This is a genomic window from Chryseobacterium ginsenosidimutans (assembly GCF_039536845.1).
Classification (GTDB): domain Bacteria; phylum Bacteroidota; class Bacteroidia; order Flavobacteriales; family Weeksellaceae; genus Chryseobacterium; species Chryseobacterium ginsenosidimutans_B.
Genome location: NZ_BAAAZJ010000010.1, coordinates 717,558 through 738,946, shown reverse-complemented (window position 1 = coordinate 738,946; position 21,389 = coordinate 717,558). Strand labels below are relative to the sequence as shown.

Annotated in this window: 23 protein-coding genes; 10 read left to right on the top strand and 13 right to left on the bottom strand. The window is 33.5% G+C overall.

Annotation, left to right across the window (positions count from 1 at the left end):
• Positions 1 to 22 precede the first annotated feature (22 nt).
• Positions 23 to 313, top strand: coding sequence for a putative quinol monooxygenase (locus ABD745_RS15295; protein ID WP_344831743.1), 291 nt, complete (start codon positions 23 to 25; stop codon positions 311 to 313).
• A gap of 119 nt (positions 314 to 432) precedes the next feature.
• On the opposite strand, the gene ABD745_RS15290 is transcribed toward ABD745_RS15295, so the two are convergent.
• Both ABD745_RS15290 and ABD745_RS15285 read right to left on the bottom strand, forming a co-directional pair.
• Positions 433 to 1,707: a T9SS type A sorting domain-containing protein gene (locus ABD745_RS15290; protein ID WP_344831738.1), complete on the bottom strand. Its 1,275-nt coding sequence runs from the start codon at positions 1,705 to 1,707 to the stop codon at positions 433 to 435.
• A 232-nt stretch (positions 1,708 to 1,939) separates the two neighbouring features.
• On the bottom strand, positions 1,940 to 2,743 hold the full coding sequence (locus tag ABD745_RS15285; RefSeq protein ID WP_344831733.1) for a T9SS-dependent choice-of-anchor J family protein: 804 nt from the start codon (positions 2,741 to 2,743) through the stop codon (positions 1,940 to 1,942).
• 95 nt (positions 2,744 to 2,838) lie between these two features.
• Here ABD745_RS15285 and ABD745_RS15280 point away from each other — a divergent pair, with 95 nt between their 5' ends.
• From ABD745_RS15280 to def, 9 genes are all read left to right on the top strand, one after another.
• The gene (locus tag ABD745_RS15280; RefSeq protein ID WP_344831727.1) at positions 2,839 to 4,977 is read left to right on the top strand and encodes a TonB-dependent receptor plug domain-containing protein; all 2,139 of its coding nucleotides are present in this window, start codon (positions 2,839 to 2,841) and stop codon (positions 4,975 to 4,977) included.
• Positions 4,978 to 4,988: 11 nt separating this feature from the next.
• Positions 4,989 to 6,089 carry an HmuY family protein gene (locus ABD745_RS15275; RefSeq protein WP_344831723.1) on the top strand — a complete coding sequence of 367 codons (1,101 nt, stop codon included), beginning with the start codon at positions 4,989 to 4,991 and terminating at the stop codon, positions 6,087 to 6,089.
• Positions 6,090 to 6,114: 25 nt separating this feature from the next.
• Entirely contained in the window at positions 6,115 to 6,993 is an 879-nt protein-coding gene (locus ABD745_RS15270) for a heme/hemin ABC transporter substrate-binding protein (protein WP_344831719.1), read from the top strand.
• On the top strand, positions 6,977 to 8,017 hold the full coding sequence (locus ABD745_RS15265) for a FecCD family ABC transporter permease (protein ID WP_344831715.1): 1,041 nt from the start codon (positions 6,977 to 6,979) through the stop codon (positions 8,015 to 8,017). The genes ABD745_RS15270 and ABD745_RS15265 overlap by 17 nt, the downstream gene beginning before the upstream one ends.
• The gene (locus tag ABD745_RS15260; RefSeq protein WP_344831710.1) at positions 8,017 to 8,787 is read left to right on the top strand and encodes a heme ABC transporter ATP-binding protein; all 771 of its coding nucleotides are present in this window, start codon (positions 8,017 to 8,019) and stop codon (positions 8,785 to 8,787) included. Before ABD745_RS15265 ends, ABD745_RS15260 begins: the two co-directional genes overlap by 1 nt.
• 1 nt (position 8,788) lies before the next feature.
• Positions 8,789 to 9,439 (top strand): class I SAM-dependent methyltransferase, encoded by a 651-nt coding sequence (locus ABD745_RS15255; protein ID WP_344831707.1) that lies wholly within the window; start codon positions 8,789 to 8,791, stop codon positions 9,437 to 9,439.
• A gap of 4 nt (positions 9,440 to 9,443) precedes the next feature.
• Entirely contained in the window at positions 9,444 to 10,472 is a 1,029-nt protein-coding gene (locus ABD745_RS15250) for a hemin-degrading factor (RefSeq protein ID WP_344831705.1), read from the top strand.
• A 233-nt stretch (positions 10,473 to 10,705) separates the two neighbouring features.
• A complete protein-coding gene (locus ABD745_RS15245; RefSeq protein ID WP_344831701.1) occupies positions 10,706 to 11,578 on the top strand; it encodes a ChaN family lipoprotein in 873 nt (290 codons plus the stop codon).
• 137 nt (positions 11,579 to 11,715) lie between these two features.
• The gene (gene def, locus ABD745_RS15240) at positions 11,716 to 12,345 is read left to right on the top strand and encodes a peptide deformylase (RefSeq protein ID WP_344831699.1); all 630 of its coding nucleotides are present in this window, start codon (positions 11,716 to 11,718) and stop codon (positions 12,343 to 12,345) included.
• Positions 12,346 to 12,366: 21 nt separating this feature from the next.
• Here the strand turns inward: def and ABD745_RS15235 are convergent, their stop codons facing one another.
• The 11 genes from ABD745_RS15235 to trpD all read right to left on the bottom strand — a co-directional run bounded on the left by ABD745_RS15235 (position 12,367) and on the right by trpD (position 21,379).
• Positions 12,367 to 13,200, bottom strand: a complete 834-nt coding sequence (locus ABD745_RS15235) for a DUF4886 domain-containing protein (RefSeq protein ID WP_344831695.1) — start codon at positions 13,198 to 13,200, stop codon at positions 12,367 to 12,369.
• A 64-nt stretch (positions 13,201 to 13,264) separates the two neighbouring features.
• A complete protein-coding gene (locus ABD745_RS15230; RefSeq protein WP_344831690.1) occupies positions 13,265 to 14,410 on the bottom strand; it encodes a lactonase family protein in 1,146 nt (381 codons plus the stop codon).
• A gap of 46 nt (positions 14,411 to 14,456) precedes the next feature.
• The gene (locus ABD745_RS15225; protein ID WP_344831686.1) at positions 14,457 to 14,825 is read right to left on the bottom strand and encodes a hypothetical protein; all 369 of its coding nucleotides are present in this window, start codon (positions 14,823 to 14,825) and stop codon (positions 14,457 to 14,459) included.
• Positions 14,826 to 14,851: 26 nt separating this feature from the next.
• Positions 14,852 to 15,580 (bottom strand): lipoyl(octanoyl) transferase LipB, encoded by a 729-nt coding sequence (lipB, locus tag ABD745_RS15220; RefSeq protein ID WP_344831681.1) that lies wholly within the window; start codon positions 15,578 to 15,580, stop codon positions 14,852 to 14,854.
• Positions 15,581 to 15,611: 31 nt separating this feature from the next.
• Positions 15,612 to 16,346 carry a tryptophan synthase subunit alpha gene (gene trpA, locus ABD745_RS15215; RefSeq protein ID WP_344831676.1) on the bottom strand — a complete coding sequence of 245 codons (735 nt, stop codon included), beginning with the start codon at positions 16,344 to 16,346 and terminating at the stop codon, positions 15,612 to 15,614.
• A 209-nt stretch (positions 16,347 to 16,555) separates the two neighbouring features.
• Entirely contained in the window at positions 16,556 to 17,734 is a 1,179-nt protein-coding gene (gene trpB, locus ABD745_RS15210) for a tryptophan synthase subunit beta (protein ID WP_344831671.1), read from the bottom strand.
• Entirely contained in the window at positions 17,724 to 18,239 is a 516-nt protein-coding gene (locus tag ABD745_RS15205; protein WP_344831668.1) for a hypothetical protein, read from the bottom strand. The genes trpB and ABD745_RS15205 overlap by 11 nt, the downstream gene beginning before the upstream one ends.
• Positions 18,240 to 18,375: 136 nt before the next feature.
• Positions 18,376 to 18,828: an IS200/IS605 family transposase gene (gene tnpA / locus ABD745_RS15200; protein ID WP_344831665.1), complete on the bottom strand. Its 453-nt coding sequence runs from the start codon at positions 18,826 to 18,828 to the stop codon at positions 18,376 to 18,378.
• An 88-nt stretch (positions 18,829 to 18,916) separates the two neighbouring features.
• A complete protein-coding gene (locus ABD745_RS15195; protein WP_344831662.1) occupies positions 18,917 to 19,588 on the bottom strand; it encodes a phosphoribosylanthranilate isomerase in 672 nt (223 codons plus the stop codon).
• Between the two features lie 19 nt (positions 19,589 to 19,607).
• Positions 19,608 to 20,387 carry an indole-3-glycerol phosphate synthase TrpC gene (gene trpC, locus ABD745_RS15190; RefSeq protein ID WP_344831660.1) on the bottom strand — a complete coding sequence of 260 codons (780 nt, stop codon included), beginning with the start codon at positions 20,385 to 20,387 and terminating at the stop codon, positions 19,608 to 19,610.
• Between the two features lie 5 nt (positions 20,388 to 20,392).
• The gene (gene trpD, locus ABD745_RS15185; RefSeq protein ID WP_344831658.1) at positions 20,393 to 21,379 is read right to left on the bottom strand and encodes an anthranilate phosphoribosyltransferase; all 987 of its coding nucleotides are present in this window, start codon (positions 21,377 to 21,379) and stop codon (positions 20,393 to 20,395) included.
• Positions 21,380 to 21,389 lie beyond the last annotated feature (10 nt).

The window sequence follows — 21,389 nt, the reverse complement described above, 5'->3', positions numbered from 1 at the left end:
TTACATCATTAAAAAAATAACAATGAATTTACATGTAGTTGCACTTTTCAAGTTTAATGAAAATTATCTGATGGAAGCGGTGGAACTTTTTCAGACTTTGGTAAGAGAAACCAGAAAAGAAGAAGGCTGTCTGCAATATGATCTTATTGAAGATAAAGAGAATAAAGGAACTTTTTTCATGGTAGAATTGTGGGAAAGTGAGGAACATCTGAATCGCCACAACGGACAGGATCACTTGTTGGATTTCAGAAGAGATATTTCAAAAATGCTTGAAAGCTCGACTCAGGTTTATAAAGGATATAAAACTTTATAAATAAAATCTGAAATTAAAGATTTATACCTTCAATCTTATAGATAAAAAATTTAAAAGGCTGTCCACAATTGTGAGCAGCCTTTTATTAGAAAAAATAGAAAGTATTAAAATTTTAGATTTTATTTTACAATCAGTTTTTTGGTTTCCGTGCTTCCTCCGAAAGTAATTTTTACTAAATAATTTCCTGAAGAAAGGTGAGAAAGATTTAGATCCTGCTTATAAAAACCTGTCTGATTTGTAAGTTCTGCTGAAAATACTTTTTTACCTGAAAGATCGTAAACTTCTACATTACCTTTGCTGTTTACTTTTTCCTTAACATCAAATAAAACCGTAACCTGTTTGTCAGCCGTTGTCGGATTTGGATAGATACCGAAAGATGCTTTTTTGCCGGCAATATCTGTTGTACCTAAGAAAGACGTGATATTTTTGTATTTAAAATACATATTTCCTGTTGATGCCCCTCCATTTTGTGTGAAATACATTCTATAGTATTCTGATCCTTGTTTAATATAGTAAGCTACATCACTATAAACACCAGTTGTGGGTTTCCAAGAGTGACCAATTGTTGTAAGGTTATTAGAAAATGCAGCTGAAGCGGGGAGAGTTACTGTTGCCGTCTCCTGAGTTTCAGGCTGAACTTTTGCTACAGAGATGTTCGGACTTTGGATCGCTCCCGACAATCTGTACATCATGATGTTTGCATAGAAAGTCCAGTATCTTGTGAACATCAGATCCCAGTTTGCTTTTGGCGGCTCCATATTCGCAACTTTATCACCCGTCGTGAAAGAGAAATAGTTGAAGAATGCATCATCAGTACCATTTGCAAGGGTTTTTGTCTGTGTAGCATCCCAAGTTGTACCGTTCCATTTTGCATATTTGAATGTATAACCACCAAAATAATCAGTGATCATGAATTTATAGTAAGTATTTGTATTTAAGTATTTTAAAACAAAGATCACTTTTCCTTCAACGTGGTGATTTCCTACATTGTATTCTCCCCATCCGTATGTTGCAGTGCCTTGTTCGAAAGCTCCATCCTGAAGAGAAGTGGTCTGATCCGGATTATACAACGGGCTTCCCCAAGAAGAAATATTCGCAATATTGATATTATCCCATTCTGTAGGAACATTTGAAGCCTGATAAACTTCAATATTCTGACCGTCATTTACTCTTGATCCAAAACTCATGCTCGAATTTCTGTAAAATGCAATATCCCATGCATCTGCAGGTTGTGAAACGATGTTATTAGCACTAAAATCAAAGAATACACGGTTTTGATAATTTGCGCCTGTTGTAAGATTTACTGTAGTATATCCGTTGGCATCTACCTGAGATAAAACGGTTTGCTGTACACCAAAAGCAAGCATCGTAGCAAAAAGTAATTTTGTTTTCATAATATCTTAATGTTATATTTTATTATTTAGAATTATTCTACAAAACTAGATATTTATTTTTAACTATTCTAAATAAAAACATGATATTTATCGTGTTTTATTTTTATTCTTACTTTAAAAAGCGAGTCTTGATGCTGTTTTATGCTTGTTTGTTAAGTTTTATTCATAAAAAAAAGCTGATCTATGAAAATCATAAATCAGCCTTTTAAATTGTAAGTTAGTCTAATAAATCTTACTTTTTAATAAATTTTGATTTCACTGCCGAACCTTCTGCAGTTTCAATAATGATATAATAAACGCCTGTCTGAAGGGCGCTGATATCGAATGTTTTTCCTGATAATTTACCTTCAGCAACTTTTTGAGCTCCTGCAGAATAAATTTGGATGTTTTTAGGATCTTTTTTAGTTACGAATTGTAAAGCTGTGTTTTCAGAATTAACTGCAAACTGAATTTCTCCTTTAGATTTTACGTTATCTGAAACTGCTAAAGATGACGATGTATTGTAAACAACGTTATCAATTTGTATAGCAACGTGAGCTGCTGTAGGAGTAAATCTGAATACAATATACTGCGAAGTAGATGCAGGAATATTTACACTAATATTTTGAGTTGCTCCAACTGTAGATAAAGTTGTAGAACTTCCTACAGGTACAAAAGTAGTCATATCTGCAGGATTTGAAGCCAAACCAACCTGAATGCTTCCGGGAGCGGGCGAAGGAGATGCCAGTACAACCGTGAAAGATACTGTTTTATCACCCGTAGGTGCTACAATTTGTGGAGTAATTAGATAAGAAGGTTCACTGGTATTATTTCCTGAATATGCCTGGACGCCTTTGTTAGCATCTGTAGTAACGATCATTAATGGTGCAGGAGGAAAAGGCATTGGGTTGGCTGCCATTTTCGTACTCCATCCATTCTGTGGAAAAGTATTGTTACCGGAAGTAAATCCATCGAAATTTTCGTTGATTGTAGCTACTTGTGCATTAGCTGCAATAGCCGTAAGCATTAAAGTTCCAAGAAGTAGTCTTAATTTCATAACGTTATTTTTATTTAGAATTATTCCACAAAAATAAGTATTTATTTTTAATTGTTCTAAATAAAGCACTATATTTGTCGAAAATTTTTGCATCTATGAAGAAGAAAGTGCTTTCCATTCTATCTTTATCCACTATTCTATGGATGAATGCACAGGAAAATGATTCTCTTAATCAGAAGAAAATAGAGGAGGTTGTCATTACAGGACAATATATGCAGCAGTCCATTAATAAATCTATTTATAAAGTTGAAGTGATTGATGCACAGCAGATTAAAAATATGGCTGTTACGAATGTAGCAGAAGTTCTTAATCAAAACCTTAATATTTTAATTCAGCCCAATAGAGGCAGCGGAGATTCCAACGCCAATATTATGGGATTAAGCGGAGAATATACTAAAGTTCTTATTGACAATATTCCTGTTGTAAGTGATCAGGGAATGGGAAACCTGGTGGATCTTACAAAGCTTAACGTTAATAATATTGAACGTATAGAAATTGTAAAAGGTTCAATGGGTGTAGAATATGGTAATAATGCAGTAGCTGGTGTTATTAATATTATTACTAAGAAAACCTATTTTAAGAAATTCAACGCCTTACTTTCTTTACAGGAAGAAACGGTAGGGAAAGATTATGACTGGTTCAAAAAAGGAAACGGAAGACATGTTCAATCGTTAAATTTAGGATATAGAATTAACGATAACTGGTCGGTCACTGCAGATATTAATCATAATGATTTTCAGGGATATAAAGGCAGTCAAAATGGGTACAAATACTTTAATACCGGTAACGATCTTCTTAGAGGTTACGAATGGCAGCCAAAAGATCAGTTAATTACAAACGGAGCAGTTCGTTATTCAAAAAATAATACTACATTATTTTATAAAGTAAATTTTCTTACAGAAACTATTAATTTCCGCGACCCGAGGGTAACAGATTACCCACTTGGAGGCGGGCAGAGAACTTATGTTTCCGATGACATTGATTATTTTACAAAAAGATGGATTCATCAGTTTAATATTCAGACAAAATTGGGAAGAATAAACTATAATGGTGATTTTTCTTATCAAAGTCAGGAGAGAAAATCCCAGGATTATGTTTATGACGTTCCGGATAGAAGTGAAATTTCAAAAGAAGACAAAAAAACATATTACAAATCAGATGTTTTGTATTCAAGAGGAATGTTCAGCAATTTCTTAGACAGTGAAAAATTCAATTTTCAGCTTGGATATGAATTAGATAGAACAAAAGGATTTGCAGATGCTTCCACCGGGAATTTTGGAACTTCGGGAAATGAAAATATCAACAGAACAATTTTTAATTACGCTAATTTCTTATCTGCAGAGTGGAAGGTAACCGACCAGCTTTCTTTACGTCCGGGGGTGAGATTGGCGTTAAGTGATAAATTTGATTCTCAATTCAATTATTCATTTACAGCAAAATATAACTTTTCTGATAAATCTGATATTCGCGGAATTTTTGGTTCTGCAAACAGATTTCCAACTTATGATGAATTGTACACCTATATAGTCGACAATAACCACGATATCCGGGGAAATGCAGATTTAAAGCCTGAAACAGGATATTCAGCAGGCTTATTCTGGGATTACAATCTTACTTCTCCGAATGCATGGAAGTTTAACATCAGTCTTTCAGGAATGTATCTTGATGTAAAAGACAGAATTGAAAATGTAATCATCAATCCTAGCCCGCTTCAATATACTTATATTAATGTAGATAATTATAAATCAATTCTTTTTGGTGGGAATTTAAACATTAGAAAAGATAATTTAAGTATTAACACAGGAGTATCTACAATGGGAATTTCCAGAGTAATGAACACAGGAAACCTTACTTCTCCAGACAATTATAATTATTATGTTGAAGCAAATTTAGGGGCAAATTATACATTGTCAAAAACAAAAACATTATTTGCGCTTTACTACAAATACACTGGAAAAAGCAAACAATACGTTCATTTGGCCAATACTCAGGATCCTACAGATCCGGGACGATATGTTTTGGGTGAGATTGATGACTTTAGTATGTTGAATTTCACCGTTTCCCAGCCTTTCTTTAATAATCATCTGGAATTAAGCTTAGGAATTAAAAATATTTTTGATGTATCATCTATCAGAAATACAACCATTGCAGGAGATGGTCACAATGCAGGAGCGAACAATCAGAATCTTTTCTATGGCAGAAGCTATTTTGCCCGTTTAAATTATAATTTTTAAAAAGAATCAGAATGAAAAAAATACTTTTTTGCCTTTTAATTGGTTTTTCATTAGTTTCTCAGTCTTGCATTAACGATAATGAAGATCCTGTAGCTGTAGCTCCAGTTGAGGGATCAATCACAGATCCGAATGTGGGAGGTGCAACACAACCAAATCAGGTATGGATTGATCTAAGTGATGTAGATATAAATGGTAAGCCAAAACAGACTTTTACAAGAAGAACGGATTGGGATTTGGCTTTTTACACCGGTAGTGAGTTTAAAGTAGTTTTAAATTCATCAATCATGATGGCTGCCGCCAAAGTTCCTAATGTTACCACTTTGGATCAGGTAACGGATGCAAGTGTTTCTACATTAAAAAACCAGGTTCAGGTTGCTAATTTTAATCCTGCCAATGAAATTTATATTGATGATGTAAAGGGAAATTTTCCAACAGGCTATACAGCAATAGAAGGAATCAAGTCAAATGATTCTGAAAATGCAATTTACCTTGTTAATATGGGTAAAGATATCTATAACGGAGCTGTAGCTGTAGGTTCTGTAGCAACCGGCGGAGACAGCAGGGGCTGGAAAAAAGTACAGATTGTAAGAGCAGGAGACGGATATAAAGTAAAATCTGCCGATCTTGACGGTAATAATTATTATGAAGTTACTGTTACTAAAAATGCAGCATACAATTACAATTTTGTAAGTCTTCAAAATAAAAAGCAAATCTTTATTCAGCCGGAAAAAAACAAATGGGACCTGTGTTTTACAGTATTTACGAATACAATTACAGGAGCAGGAAGCTATATCTATGCTGATTTTGTGAATAATAATAATGTTGGTGGAGTAGGTGCATACGAAGTTGTGGTTACTTCAGGTTCAGGTTTGGATGCCTATAATAATTTCAAACTTGCAAACGTAGATCAGTCTAAATTTATTTATAACGATCACAGAGTTATTGGAGCAAATTGGAGAAATCCTGTTGGAACTAATGGTCTGGAAGTATATGGAGATCGTTTCTATGTAATAAAAGATTCTGATGGATATTATTTCAAACTGAAATTTACGAGACTTACAAGTTTAGATGGAGTAAGAGGTTTCCCTCAGTTCGAATACAAACCTTTATAAAATATAAATCAAATAATAGTATATCATGAAAAAATTCATTCTTGCGGCTTTTGTGCTTATGGCAGTATATTCTTGTAAAAAAGAAGAAGGCGCTAAAACAGGAAATAAAACAGAAGTTAGCTCCGAAACACCAAAATCCAATAATAAAATCGTTACCCTTAACGGCGGAATTACAGAAATTGTAAGTGCTTTAGGTCACGAAAAAGAAATCGTAGGAACCGATGTGACAAGTACTTATCCGGAATCTTTGAAAGCTACGGCTAAAGATTTAGGTCACGTAAGATCAATGACGATTGAGCCGATTATGGCTGTTTCTCCTACATTGATTTTAGCTTCTGATAAAGATATCAATCCTGAATTAATGGGAAAAATCAAATCTTCAGGAATCAAAGCTGAGATTTTCAAGCAGGAATTTACAGTTGATGGAACTAAAAAGTTAATTACAGATGTAGCAAAAGCTATCGGAAATACAGATTATCAGAAACTTAACGACAAAATCGATGCTGATTTAAAACAACTTCAGCCAATTGCTAAAAAACCAAAAGTACTATTCATCTACGCAAGAGGAAATATGTTGATGGTTTCGGGAAAAAATACTCCAATGGCTGCATTAATCGGTCTTGCAGGAGGTGAAAACGCTGTTAATGAATTCGAAGATTTCAAACCATTAACTCCTGAAGCAGTGGTAAAAGCAAATCCGGATGTGTTATTCTTCTTCACAAGCGGACTTCAAGGTGCCGGAGGAAACGAAGGAGCTCTTAAAATGCCGGGTGTTTCACAAACAAATGCTGGTAAAAATAAAAAGATCATTGCAATGGACGGAGGTTTAGTTTCAAGTTTCGGACCAAGATTAGGAGAGGCTGCAGTAGGATTAAATAAACTTTTAGTTGAAAGCACAAAGTAAATTATACTTGTACATTACAATAAGTACCATACTGCTTATCATCATAGCAGTATGGTCTCTTAATACAGGGGTTTACGACTTTGGAGGTAAATCTGCGTTTGAAGTTTTAGGAAAAGTAATCAGAGGAGATTCAGGTTTATCATTAAGTGATAAATATGTAGTTTGGGACGTAAGAGCAGCCAGAATTATTATGGCAATTCTTATCGGAAGTATGCTTGCAGTTTCGGGAACGGGTTTACAGGGATTATTTAAAAATCCTTTAGCAACGGGAGATTTAATAGGATTAACATCGGGAGCTACTTTACTTGCCGCCATTGCTATCGTTTTAGGAGGATATTTCAAGCAATATCTTCCTGAAGCCGTACAATTTTCATTGGTCGGTATTTCCGCTTTTATCGGTTCTTTTTTATCAATGTTGTTGGTGTACAGAATTTCTACAAGCGGAGGAAAAACAAATGTAGTCATGATGTTGTTAAGCGGAGTTGCCATTACGGCAATAGGTTTCTCCATTACAGGTTTTTTAATCTATATTTCAAAAGATGACCAGTTGAGAGATTTAACATTCTGGAATTTAGGAAGTTTGGCAGCTGCAACGTGGACGAAGAATATTATTTTAGGAGTCGTTTTACTTATTTCTTATATCATTTTGTTACCAAAAGGCAAAGCACTGAATGCAATGATGTTAGGCGAAAAAGATGCACAGCATTTGGGAATTAATGTGGAAAGACTGAAAAAGCAGATCATCATTATTACAGCTTTAATGGTAGGAACAACGGTGGCTTTTTCAGGAACGATTGGTTTTGTAGGTCTTATCGTCCCTTATATTTTAAGACTTTTATTTAAATCAAATTATACCTTCATTTTGCCATTATCAGCAGTTTTCGGAAGTATTTTACTGTTGACGGCAGATACATTCAGCAGAAGTATTGTAGAACCTTCAGAATTGCCGATCGGTATTTTAACGGCGTTAATGGGAGGTCCTATTTTCATAGCTATTTTAGTTAAATTCAAAAAAAGTTTGTAATGATAAAGGCACACCAGATTAGTTATAAACATAAAGAATTCCATATTCTTGATGCCGTTGATGTTTCTTTGGCTTACGGCGAGTTTTTAGCAATCGTTGGTCCGAATGGAGCAGGAAAATCAAGTCTTCTGAGCGTTTTGGCGAATGAAGTAAAGTCTAAACAGAAGATTTTATTTAAAGATAAAAACATCGGAGATTGGGAAGTAAGAGAATTGTCGAAACATAAAGCGAAATTTTCCCAACACAACAGCAATGACATTCCTCTTGAGGTGAAAGATGTCGTGATGATGGGGCGTTACCCGTATTTTGATGCTCAGCCGAGACAGGAAGACCATGAAGCAATGAATAATATGATGTACGAAACGGATGTTTATCATTTAAAAGACAGGGAATACAACACTTTGTCCGGTGGTGAAAAACAACGTGTACATCTTTCCAGAGTGATGGCGCAATTACAGAACGAAATTACCCATAAACTCGTTTTTCTCGATGAACCTTTGAATAATTTAGATGTAAAACATCAGTATAAAGCATTAGAAATCATTAAAAATTTCACTAAAAAGGCTAATTCTGCGATTGTTGTTCTCCATGATTTGAATCTGGCAGCACAGTTTGCAGATAAAATTTTATTGATGAAATCAGGAAAAGTTTCTTCTTACGGAACTCCGGAAGAGGTTTTTACATCGCAAAATATAAGCGAAGCGTACAACTTTCCGTGTACGATTTGCGATCATCCAATCACGAATAACCCAATGATTATTTTCGGATAATATGGAAAATGATAACTTAAAAATATTAGCTCAGAATCTTGCCAATCCTCAAGGTGAAAAAGGGATTGAAATCGGCGAAATGATGAATGCCACCAACATCGGAATGACGCTGGAAAGCATTAAAACACTTTTAATAGAAGATGAAGAACACGTTCTTGAGATAGGCCATGGAAATGCAGCTCACGTTAAAAGTATTTTAAATAAAGCTCAAAATGTAAAATATATAGGGATAGATATTTCCGAAACAATGAATAACGAAGCCAAAAGATTAAACGAAAAGTTTAAAAATCAGGCTGAATTTGTTTTGTATGAAGGAATAAAACTTCCCTTTGAAGATAAAGCTTTTGATAAAATATTTACAGTGAATACCGTCTATTTTTGGAAAGAACCAGTTGATTATTTAAATGAAATTTACAGAGTTTTAAAAGATAACGGAACTTTTGTTCTCACTTTCGGGCAGAGAGATTTCATGGAAAAATTGCCTTTCACTCAATTCGATTTTATCTTGTATAATACGGATGAAATGGAAGAAACGGTTTCTAAAAGCCACTTTAAAAGAATGAAAATTTCCGAAAAAGAAGAGCAGGTAAAAAGTAAAACAGGAGACGAAACAATAACAAGAAATTATACAGTTTTAACCATAAAAAAATAAAATAATGAGCACATTAGTAAACGATTTAAAGGAAAAATGGGAAGCTCTGAAAGCTGAAAACCCACATTTGAGAATTAGAAATGCAGCTGCAGAGCTTGGTGTAAGCGAAGCTGAATTATTAGCAACAAACGTAGGTGATGGCGTAACGGTTTTAAAGCCGGAATTTAAAGATATTTTAACGGAAGCAGAGCAATTGGGTAAAGTAATGGCTCTTACGCGTAACGACGAGTGCGTTCATGAGAGAAAAGGTACTTACCTGAACGGAGATTTCAGCAGTCCTCATGCACAGCTTTTTGTTGGAGAAGATATTGATTTGAGAATTTTCTTAAATCACTGGAAATTCGTTTTTGCTGTAATTGAAGGTGACAAAAAAAGTCTTCAGTTCTTCGGAAAAGACGGTTTGGCTCTTCACAAAATTTATTTGACAAAAGACAGTAACGAAGCTGCTTTCGATACAATTGTTGAAAAATTCAAAGCGGAAGAACAAATTCAGACTTTGGAGCTTGAAACTGTAGCTCCAAAAGCTCCTGAAAAAGCTGATTCCGAAATTGATGTTGAAGGTTTCCAAAAAGCTTGGACAGGATTGAAAGATACTCACGATTTCTTCATGATGACAAGAAAATTCGGAGTAAGCAGAACCCAGGCTTTAAGATTGGCTCCGGAAGGATTCACTAAAAAAATTGATAATGCAAAAGTGGTAAATGTTCTTGAAGATGCTTCTGAAAAAGAACTTCCTATCATGATATTCGTTGGAAACAGAGGGATTATCCAGATCCACACGGGAAATGTGAAAAAAACACTTTGGCATCAGCAATGGTTCAATGTAATGGATCCTGATTTCAATTTGCATCTTGATGTAACGAAAATCGCTGAAGCCTGGATTGTGAAAAAACCGACTGAAGACGGAGAAGTTACAGCTGTCGAAGTATTCAATAAAGAGGGTGATTTCATCGTTCAGTTTTTCGGAAAAAGAAAACCTGGAATTCCTGAGTTACAAGAATGGAAAAATCTTGTAGCTGAATTAGAAAAATAAATAGTTAGATGATTTTTATAAGGCCGTTTTGTATTTTTCAAGGCGGCTTTTTTATTAAGGTAAAATTGTAAATTTGGTTACCACAAAAGTCATAAGCATTTCCATTTATTCGCTTAGTTTGTCATCCCGTAGGGATCTAAGCAAAATTATTAGAGATTAAACTGGAAAGATTCGTGTCTAGATCCCTACGGGATGACAAAAATGCTGGTTGCTAAAACGATAAAAAAATAAAAATGAAAAATATCTTCATAGCCATATTGCTTACAGTTTTCAGTTCATTAAGTGCTCAAAATTTCAAAGCGTATCAATTTTATGATAAAAAAGGAAAAGAGATTAAGACTGAAAAATTAGTTAAAGAACTGGCAGATTATGATGTCGTTTTCTTTGGTGAAAATCATAACAGCTCGATTAATCACTGGCTTCAGTTAAAAATTACAGAGGCTTTATTTGAAAAGAAAAACGGACAGCTTATTTTAGGCGCTGAAATGTTTGAGAGAGATAATCAATCTCAGTTAAATCAATATTTAAGCGGAAAATTTGATGCTAAAACGTTGAAAGATTCAGCTCGTTTATGGAATAATTTTACAACAGATTATAAGCCGTTGGTCGATTTTGCCAAAGATAAAAAGTTGAATTTTATTGCGACCAATATTCCGAGAAAATATGCTTCTCAGACTGCAAAAGAAGGCTTGGAATCTTTGAATAATGTAAGCGAAAAAGAGAAGATTTATATTGCACAATTGCCTATAAAAGTTACGCTTGATACGCCCGGTTATCCCGAAATGAAGACAATGATGGGCGAACATGCAGACGGCACAAAAGTAATGAATTTTATTTCTGCACAAGCGACAAAAGACGCGACAATGGCAGAATCTATTTTGAAAAATCTTCAGGCCGGAAAGACATTCATCCATTACAACGGAAATTATCACAGCAAAGAATTCGGCGGGATTTACTGGTATATCAAACAGAAAAATCCTAATCTGAAAATGGCTGTAATCTCTGTTTTTGAATCCGAAAACCCGGAGTTGAAAATTCCTGAAAAAGAGTATATTCCAACGGACTTTAATTTGATTATTCCGGCAGATATGACGAAAACTTATTAAATATTATCTACATTATTTGTCATTCCGTAGGAATCTAGACTCCGATTTAAGTAAAACAATGCTGAGATTCCTACGGAATGACAAATGTTGTATTTGAAAGACATTAATTATCTTTGTTTATATTTTTGTTCAAAAAAATGAAAAAACTATCCATTCTCTTCATACTTTTCATCGGTTTAATGAATGCTCAGAAATTGACTTCAAGTGAACTTTCAATTATCAATCAGGGTGATAAAAATTCTGCTTTACCAATTTATCAGACAACTGATGAGAATCAACATAAAACTTTATTAAGTCTTTCCACGGAAATAGATCCGCTTGATAAAAATACCGCAACTTTGGTCAACAGAATGAAAGAATCTCTTACGGCAACAGATGGTGGAGTAGGAATTGCCGCGCCACAAGTCGGAATCAACAGAAAAATCATCTGGGTTCAGCGTTTTGATAAAACCGGAGAACCGTTGGAATATTTCATCAATCCTGTTATTGTCTGGAGATCGGAGTTGCAGAATCTTAGTCCGGAAGGAGATTTGTCGATTCCAGATTTTAGAGATCAGTTTTACAGAAGTAAAGTGATTCAACTGGAATATGTTGATCTGAAAGGACAGAAATTTTCTGAAATTGTGGAGGGTTTTACAGCCGTTATTTTCCAGCATGAAATCGACCATCTCTTCGGTATTTTAATTTCGGATAAAAAAGAAAAAGAGATGAATGATTCTTACAAAAAAGTGGATGCTTTTAAGAAAAGTGACTCTGTGACGAGGTGATGAATTTGTTAATATAATTTTTTATTCCGCAACTTTCTTTAATATTTCGGATATTTTAGGTTCAATTTCTCCATTATATTTTAAGTCAGATGCTTTATTATCTGTCAAGAGCTGATAAAAAACACAGGCGTTTAAAAAAGATCCGTATTTATTGGGATGGCTTTCATCTTCATAAAGCTCAATTTCAGGGTGTTTTGTGAGGATTTCAAAAAACTTGGTTCCGTTATCAGATTTAATTAGATTATTTTCTTTAGCAACTAACTGATAAGCTTCATTAATTGTTTCAACCTCATTTTCTAAATTTTTAAGAACAGGTGAACAACATTTCTCTTTTTGAATTGATTCGTGGATTAAATAAGATGGAAAACAATATTGTTTAGGATATCCTCTGTCTTTAGATGCCCAAGTATTGAAAAGTATAAATTTGCAATTTGGGTTCGAAACCAGTTTTTTAATAGCTGCAATAGCTTTATTTTCATTCAAATCACGATCTTCAGGAATTAAAACGGCGATGGTTCCAGTCTGCAGAATAATGACATCCCATTGTTTTTCGGCAATTTTCTTTTCTGTTTCTGTAATTTCTCCGGCTTCTTTTATTCTTGTATTAATTCCGTTTTCTGTTCTTGATGTGATGATTTGTGATAAATGTCCGGACAAACTTTGTCCCGGAAATGTACTCTGGTTAATTTTTATATTAGGATTTGTTTCATTTACCATTTTCTGAACAGTCTGTGGCATATCATGAAAATAAGTAAAGCTGTTTCCAATAAACAAGACATTGATTTCATCTGCTTTTTTTTGAGATTTGCAGAATATGGTACTTACTGTTAATAATAGTAAAAGAATATTTTTCATAATCGAATATTAATTTGCAGGATATATTGTAAATATTTGGTATTCAAATGTATGAAATTATTCATTATGTAGGGAAATAATTCCTGATCTTCACACAGGAAACATTCTTAATTTTAATCTTCTTGCCAACTTTTTTCAATAATCCCGTTTCAGGATTTCTCTTAAAAACAACGACATTTCCGGTTCCTGCATTTGTTGCAATTAAGAATTTTCCACTAGGATCAAGCCCGAAAACTCTCGGATGCTTCCCTTTTGTGGATTGATAGCCGATCGTTTTTAATGTTCCGTTATTTTGAATGGAAAATATGGCAATATTATTTTCCTTTCCACGATTTGAAGCATATAAAAATTTTCCGTCAGGAGAAATATGAACATCGGAACTTTCAAAATTATCTTTATATTTTTCAGAATGTGTATTGATTCTTTGAAGATTATTGAATTTTCCGTTATCAAAAGAATATATACTTACTGCGCCTCCCATTTCTTCGATACAATAAGCAAATTTTCCATTGGGATGAAAAGTAAAATGTCTCGGCCCGCTTCCTAAAGTGGTTTGAATAAAAGGATATTGTGATACTTTTAAAGGTTCATTGCTTTCACTTTCAAATTTATAGCTTCGAATTTTATCTGCTCCTAAATCGGGTAAAAAAATATATTCAAAATCAGGAGAAAAAACCGTCGAATGAATATGAGAACGATCCTGTCTATCCGGATTTATGCTTCCCTCCGAAAATTGAAAATTCTGAACATAAGGCTCAATTTTTCCGTCTTCTAAAATGGGATAAACAGAAACACTTCCTTCCGTATAATTTCCATTAACCAGCCATTTTCCACTTTGATGAACGGTCAGATAAACAGGGTTTTCACCACCACTTTTTTGACTGTTGATAAAAGTCAATGATTTATTTTCAGGTTTAAATTCAAAACTGCTTACCTTTCCACCGTTCTGAGTTTTACTTTCAGTACACGCAAAAACATATTTTCCGTTTGGAGATAAAGTGAGAAAAGAAGGATTTAAAATACCTGTGAAAGACGTGATTTTGGATAAATTTCCGCTAATGGTGTCTAATTGATACACGTAAATCCCTTCCGTATTTTTATCTCTATTAAATGAACCGAAAAAGGCATATGTATTTTGTGAATAGAAATTGATGCAGGTACAAAATGTAATGGTTAATACTAAAAGATTTTTCAAGGTGTGGTTAATCATAATTTAAAGAAAATATTTTACGAAAACTATATAATTTTTTATAGATTTAATGTTTATAATTCTTTAAATAAGAAGTAAGCCAATTATTTTTGATTACTTTATTATTTCTGAAAACATATTCAATAGAATCTCCTTTATTTTTTGAAACAGAATCTCCGACTTGATAAGGATAATCTAAAAGTTGTTCTTTTCCGTTGGAATATTTTACAAAAGTAAAATTATGTTCATCTCTATTTTTGTAAATACGAATAACCTTTGAGTGTATTTGACTGTCTAGTAATATCTTATTTGTAATTTCGTCTCCATATAAATATTCCCGAATAATAAAAAAAGATATAAGAATTGCAAAGAAAACAATTAGATAAATTTTGATTTTCTCTTCTATTCTAATTTCAAACTCAAAGATATTATTCAATTTATTAATTTATTAATTCAGCAAATTTATTTACTCACCAATTCCGCTTCAAAAACATCCGCAAAATGTTTTCTGATCTTAGCTTTAATATCTTCCATTTCTTCGGGAGTCAGGTCTCTTTCCAGCTCTCTTTTAATAGAAGTCACTTGTTTATCTTTAATTCCGCATGGAATAATGTATTCAAAATAACGCATATCAGTATTTACATTTAATGCAAAACCATGCAATGTTACCCAACGCGAAGCTTTTACACCCATTGCACATATTTTTCTGGCATAAGGTTTTCCTACATCAAGCCAAACTCCTGTTTCTCCGGGAGAACGTTCACCTTTCAGGCCGTACTCTGCAATGGTTCTGATGATTACTTCTTCTAGGTTTCTCATGTATTTATGAATATCCGTAAAGAAATTTTCAAGGTCTAAAACAGGATAACCAACAATTTGTCCATAACCATGATAGGTAATATCTCCACCACGGTTCACTTTTACGAAAGTGGCGTCGATTTCTTTTAATTTGTCAATTCCGGCAAGCATATTTTCTTCGTGTCCGCTTTTTCCTAACGTATAAACGTGAGGATGTTCCACTAAAAGAAAATGATTGGGAGTTGTAATATGTTGCTCAGCAGAGAGATCACGGTTTTTTACTTTGAGATCGATAATATCTTTCATCAGTTTTTCCTGATAATCCCAAGCGGGTTGATATTCTTTTATACCTAGATCTTCAAATTCTACTACTTTATTTTGATGTGTGTTCATACCATTTTTTGATATACAAATCTAGTGATTTTTACGCTTTTATGGAATGTATAAAATCTATAGCTTCTTTCTTCCAATCTCTATTTTGTAGTAGGATGTTCACAAAAGCAGTTCCAATGATTCCACCGTCTGCTTTTTCTGTTACGTTTTCGAAATCTTCTTTTGATTTGATTCCAAAACCTATCATTACCGGATTTTTAAGCGAAAGAGAAGCTAATCTTGAAAGATAGTCTTCATTTTTTAAAACTGCATTTTCATTTCCGGTTGTAGATGAAGAACTTACAGCGTATAAAAATCCTGAACTTAAAGAATCCAGATATAAAATTCTTTCATCTGAAGTTTCAGGTGTTACTAAAAAGGTGAAATTCAGACTGTATTTTTCTAGAATTTTCCTGTAATTTTTTTCGAATTCAATAGGAGGTAAATCAGGAATGATTAATCCGGAAACTCCGCTTTCAGAACATTCTTTACAGAAATTTTCAAATCCGAAACTTAAAACAGGATTGATGTATCCCATCAAAATCAACGGAATTCTTATTTCATTCTTAATTGTTTTTAATTGGGAAAACAATTTTTCAATCGTCATTCCGTTTTTTAGAGCTAATTCATGAGCTTTTTGAATGACCGGACCGTCCGCAACGGGATCAGAATATGGCATTCCGATTTCTATCATATCTGCTCCGGAATCCTGAATTAATTTTATAATATCGGCAGTATCTTCCAATTTTGGAATTCCTGCTGTGAAGTATATGTTTAGTTTTTTCATTTTAAAATTCTTTTTATCCTGTCATTTCGAACGAAATAAAATGTAGTGAGAAATCTTTAGTTGTAAAATATTTAGATTCCCTCGATTCTTCGGATGACAAATGTTGTTTTATGTCAAATGTGCGATCCGGCTTGAACGGAGCTCTTTTTGTGTAGCAAAGCGAAACAAAAAAGCGGGAGTGGAAGACGGAAATTATCGCCCAAATTATTTTATAAATGTTTCAAATACGTTTCCATATCCTTATCGCCACGACCACTCAAACAGATCACAACAATATCGGTTTCATTAAATTTCTTTTTGTCTAAAACCGCCAAAGCGTGTGAACTTTCCAGTGCGGGAATAATTCCTTCTAATTTTGTCAATTCAAAGGCTGATTTCAGCGCTTCATCATCATTAATACTGAAAAATTCCGCACGCTTTTCTTGAAATAAATTCGCATGAAAAGGTCCGATTCCGGGATAATCCAACCCTGCAGAAATGGAGTGTGGCTCAATAACCTGACCGTCTTTTGTCTGCATGACCAAACTTTTGCTTCCATGTAAAATACCCAGAGTTCCCAAAAAAGTTGTCGCTGCTGATTTCCCTGAATCAATTCCAAAACCTCCGGCTTCTGCGGCAATAATTTTTACGTTTTCTTCATTCACAAAATGGTAGAAAGTTCCCGCTGCATTACTTCCGCCGCCAACACAGGCAATCACATAATCAGGGTTTTTTCTTCCGATGTGTTCGTAAAGCTGTTCTTTAATTTCTTTTGAAATAATACTCTGAAACCTCGCTACCAAATCCGGAAAAGGATGCGGACCAACCACACTTCCAATCACATAATGCGTTGTCACAGGATTATTAATCCAGTCTCTTAAAGCTTCATTTACAGCATCTTTCAACGTTTTTGAGCCTGAAATTGCAGGAATAACTGTCGCACCCAACATTTTCATTCTTGCCACATTCGGAGCCTGTCTCTGAATATCAATTTCGCCCATGTAAACGATACATTCCAAACCCAATAAAGCGCAGGCTGTAGCGGTTGCAACGCCGTGTTGTCCGGCTCCGGTTTCTGCAATAATTCTCGTTTTACCGAGACGTTTTGCCAATAAAACCTGTCCCAAAGCATTGTTGATTTTATGTGCTCCGGTATGATTTAAGTCTTCTCTTTTTAAGTAGATTTGCGTGTTATATTTTTGGCTTAAATTTTTTGCAAAATATAAAGGTGTTGCGCGTCCAACGTAATTTTTTAATAAATCCTGATATTCCTGTTGAAATTCTTCGGATTCAATGATTTCAAGATAGTTTTTTTGCAATTCTTCTACATTCGGATACAGCATTTCGGGGATGAATGCACCTCCGAATTCTCCGTAATATCCGTGTTCATCAGGATTTTTATAATTCATTTTGTAATTTATTTATAAATGAGAGGTTATAATCAAATTGTTGTTTGTTGATCTGCTCGTTCTGAAATAATAACTGAACTTTCGTTGTCAGATCTATCAAAATATTTAAATCTAATTTGGAATCATACATTGTAACTGCAATTTCCAGATTATCAATTAAAAAGTAAGAATCAAATTTCTCATACAGACAAAAAATCTTACAATAGACGATTCCAAAATCATATTTTACATTTGCTTTTACGTTGCTGTCAAGTAATTTATCTGCAATAACAACCAAATGATAACTGTCCCAAAAATGGATGGTTTTGAAAAAGTATTCCACATCATTTTGGTTAAAATTTTTAATAATATTGATGAAATCACTTAATAAACTACCGAGATACCAATATTCTGTATTGCTGTCATTTTCAGAAACAAGCTGATATAAATTCTTTACTTTTTCGTTCTCAAACTTCGTTGGAAAGAAGGCCCGACGAACAGATTTTCCTATAGATTCCAGATTCAATTTTTTTATTTTTAAAAGTTTGAGCTTTCTCGAATAATATTTTTTCAATGTTTTGTTTTTTTTATTTGTGATGAGTCCCGAAGAGACGGTTTAAATCAGGATTGGATGAAGTCTAATTAAAATGTTCAATTAAATATCAATCCCATAAATATTTTTCATCATATTTCATTCTGTGTTTTTCCAAAATTTCAATCAGTTCGTCTTTATATTCTTTTGACTGATGATACTGTCTTTGATTTTTAATATAATTGATGGTAGGATAAAGATTCTCTTCACTCACGGAAAAAGCTCCGTAACCATCCTGCCAATAAAAATTTTCATATTTTTCACCTTTTGTTTTTATCCATTTTGATGAATGTGCTTTTATCTCCTGAATCAATTTCATTAATGCGATTTTCTTTGAAAGAGTACAAAGAATATGGATGTGATTATCAGTTCCTCCTATTTGTAATGCAATACTTTCAAAATCTTTACATAAAACTGCAATGTATGAGAACAATTCTTTTTCTATTTTTTCATCAATAAAATCTTCTCTATGCTTTGTGCTGAAAACAATATGAATATAATTTTTTACTAATGACTGTGACATTTTTGTGCTTTTTATTTGTGTTATTTTTTTATAATCGGATTTGCATCCGATCCTGATTTAAGTCGTCCTTTCAGGACTCCATATTATTTTATATAATTTTTCTTAACGTCTTTATCTGGTTTAAATTTTTAATTCCGGGTTCGGTTTCAAATTTCGAATTAATATCCAAAGAAAAAGGTTTTTGGTTAATAGTTGATAGTTGATGAATGTTTTTCAAAGAAATTCCGCCACTTAAAAAATAGGGTAGAGGAATTTCTATTTCGTTTAATAAATTCCAGTCAAATTGTTTTCCTGTTCCTCCGAAAGCTGTTGAATCTGTATCGAATAGTAAATAGTTGATTATTGTTGGTTGCTGATTGATTGTTTTTTGAATCTGTTCCGATTTTCCGGCTCCAATTCTTATCACTTTAATCATTCCAATTTCAGGATTTAATTTTTTTTTCAATTCAATAATAAAATTTTCATCTTCATCGCCGTGAAGTTGGATAAAATTCAGATTGGCTTTTTGGCTTATTTCAAAAATTTTTTCAATACTTTCATTCACAAAAACTCCAACTTTACCTTGATGTTCAACTTTTGAAATATCTTCTAAGCTCAAATGATTCAAAACATACCTGAGCGACTTTTCATAGAAAATAAAACCTAGGAAATCCGTGTTCATAGAAATTAATTCTTGAACTTGATCCAATCCTGTTAAACCACAGACTTTAAGTTTTAGTTGATTGTTACAAGTTGATTGTTGATTGCTTTGTAAATCCATTTGTTAGATTATTGCATTTTTAAATTGCTGCATTCGAAATAAATTCTTCGAATTTTTTCGCCGGATTTTCATGTTTCATGAAATATTCTCCCATTAAAAATCCGTCAAAGCCTTTCTCTTTTAAATAATTAAAATCTTCAATATTGTAAATTCCGCTTTCTGCAACGGACAAAACATTTTTTGGAAGCTGATTTTTCAAATTCACGGAATGCTGCAGATCAACTTTAAAATCTTTTAAATTTCTATTATTAATTCCAACCAAATCAATTTCCGAATGGTAATGTTTCAGTTCTTCTTCCGTATGAATTTCGAGTAAAACTTCTAAACCTGATTCATGAGAAAGTTGCGTAAATTCCTGAACCTGCTGAGGTGAAAGACAGGCTGCAATCAGTAAAATAACATCAGCTCCGATACTTTTTGCTTCATAAAACTGATATTCATCGATCATAAAATCTTTTCGCAGAATCGGAATATTTACAGAATTTCTTACATTTAAAATATCTTCAAAACTTCCTCCGAAAAAATCTTTATCCGTTAAAATTGAGATTCCACTTGCTCCAAAATTTTCATAGGCTGAAACTACTTCTAAAGGTGAAATTTTATCATTAATAATTCCTTTGGATGGAGATTGTCTTTTAAATTCAGCGATGATTCCGCTTTTACTTTTTATATTTTCTTTTAGGGAAAGGGTTTTTCTTTCAAAAAAAGCAGAATCTTTCAATTCCTGTATGGAGACTTGTAATTTTGAGATTGAAACTTCTTCTTTTTTTCTTTGGATGATTTTATCTAAAATATTCATAATCATTATTCTAATAGCAATTCCAGACTTCTCAAAGCTTTTCCTCCATACAAACTTTCCTGAGCTAATAAAAGACAATCTTCATAACTGCCAAATTTATCCGTGTGATACAACGCAACGGAAGCATTTGCCAAAACCACGGAATTTTGTTGCTCCGTACCTTTTCCGTGAAGGATATTTCTGAAAATTTTTGCGGTTTCATGAGGTGTTTCACCAGCTTTTATACTTTCATGAGTAATAGAATCAAATCCTAAATCTTCTGTTGAATACACTTCTTCACCTTTTTTTGTGATAATTTTACTGTCATGGGTTAGACTTATCTCGTCATAGCCATCCATTCCGTGAACAAGAATAAAATGGCGGTCGTCTTTTTGCAATAAATATTGATAAATTCTTGCAATTTCCAAATTGTAAACTCCGATCATTGAAAATTGAGGTTTTGCGGGATTTACAAGAGGTCCAAGTAAGTTGAAAAACGTTCTGAGACCTAAAGATTTTCTCAAAGTACCAACAGATTGTAAAGCAGGATGAAAATAAGGAGCATGCAGAAAACAAATGTTGGCTTTTTCCAGATCATCTTGTAATCGGTCTGAATCAACTTTAAATTCGTAACCTAATTCTTCCAAGACATTGGATGATCCTGTAATGGTTGAGGCTCCATAATTTCCGTGTTTTGTTACTTTTTGCCCGGCTCCGGCAACTACAAAACTTGCCAATGTTGAAATATTTATCGTGTTTTTTCCGTCACCACCAGTTCCAACAATGTCAATGGCATCAGTTGCATCCAAACTCATGGGAACTGCCATTTGCAGGAGGGCTTCACGGAAACCTTCGAGTTCTTTCAAAGTGATATTTCGCATCAGGAAAACGGTCATAAAGGCCGTAACTTCTGTAGAATTGAATTTATTTTGAGCAATTTCAATCATAATCGCTTTTGCTTCAGATTTCGACAAAGTATGATGATTGAAAAGATATTCAAGGATTTCTTTCATTTGGAGAAAT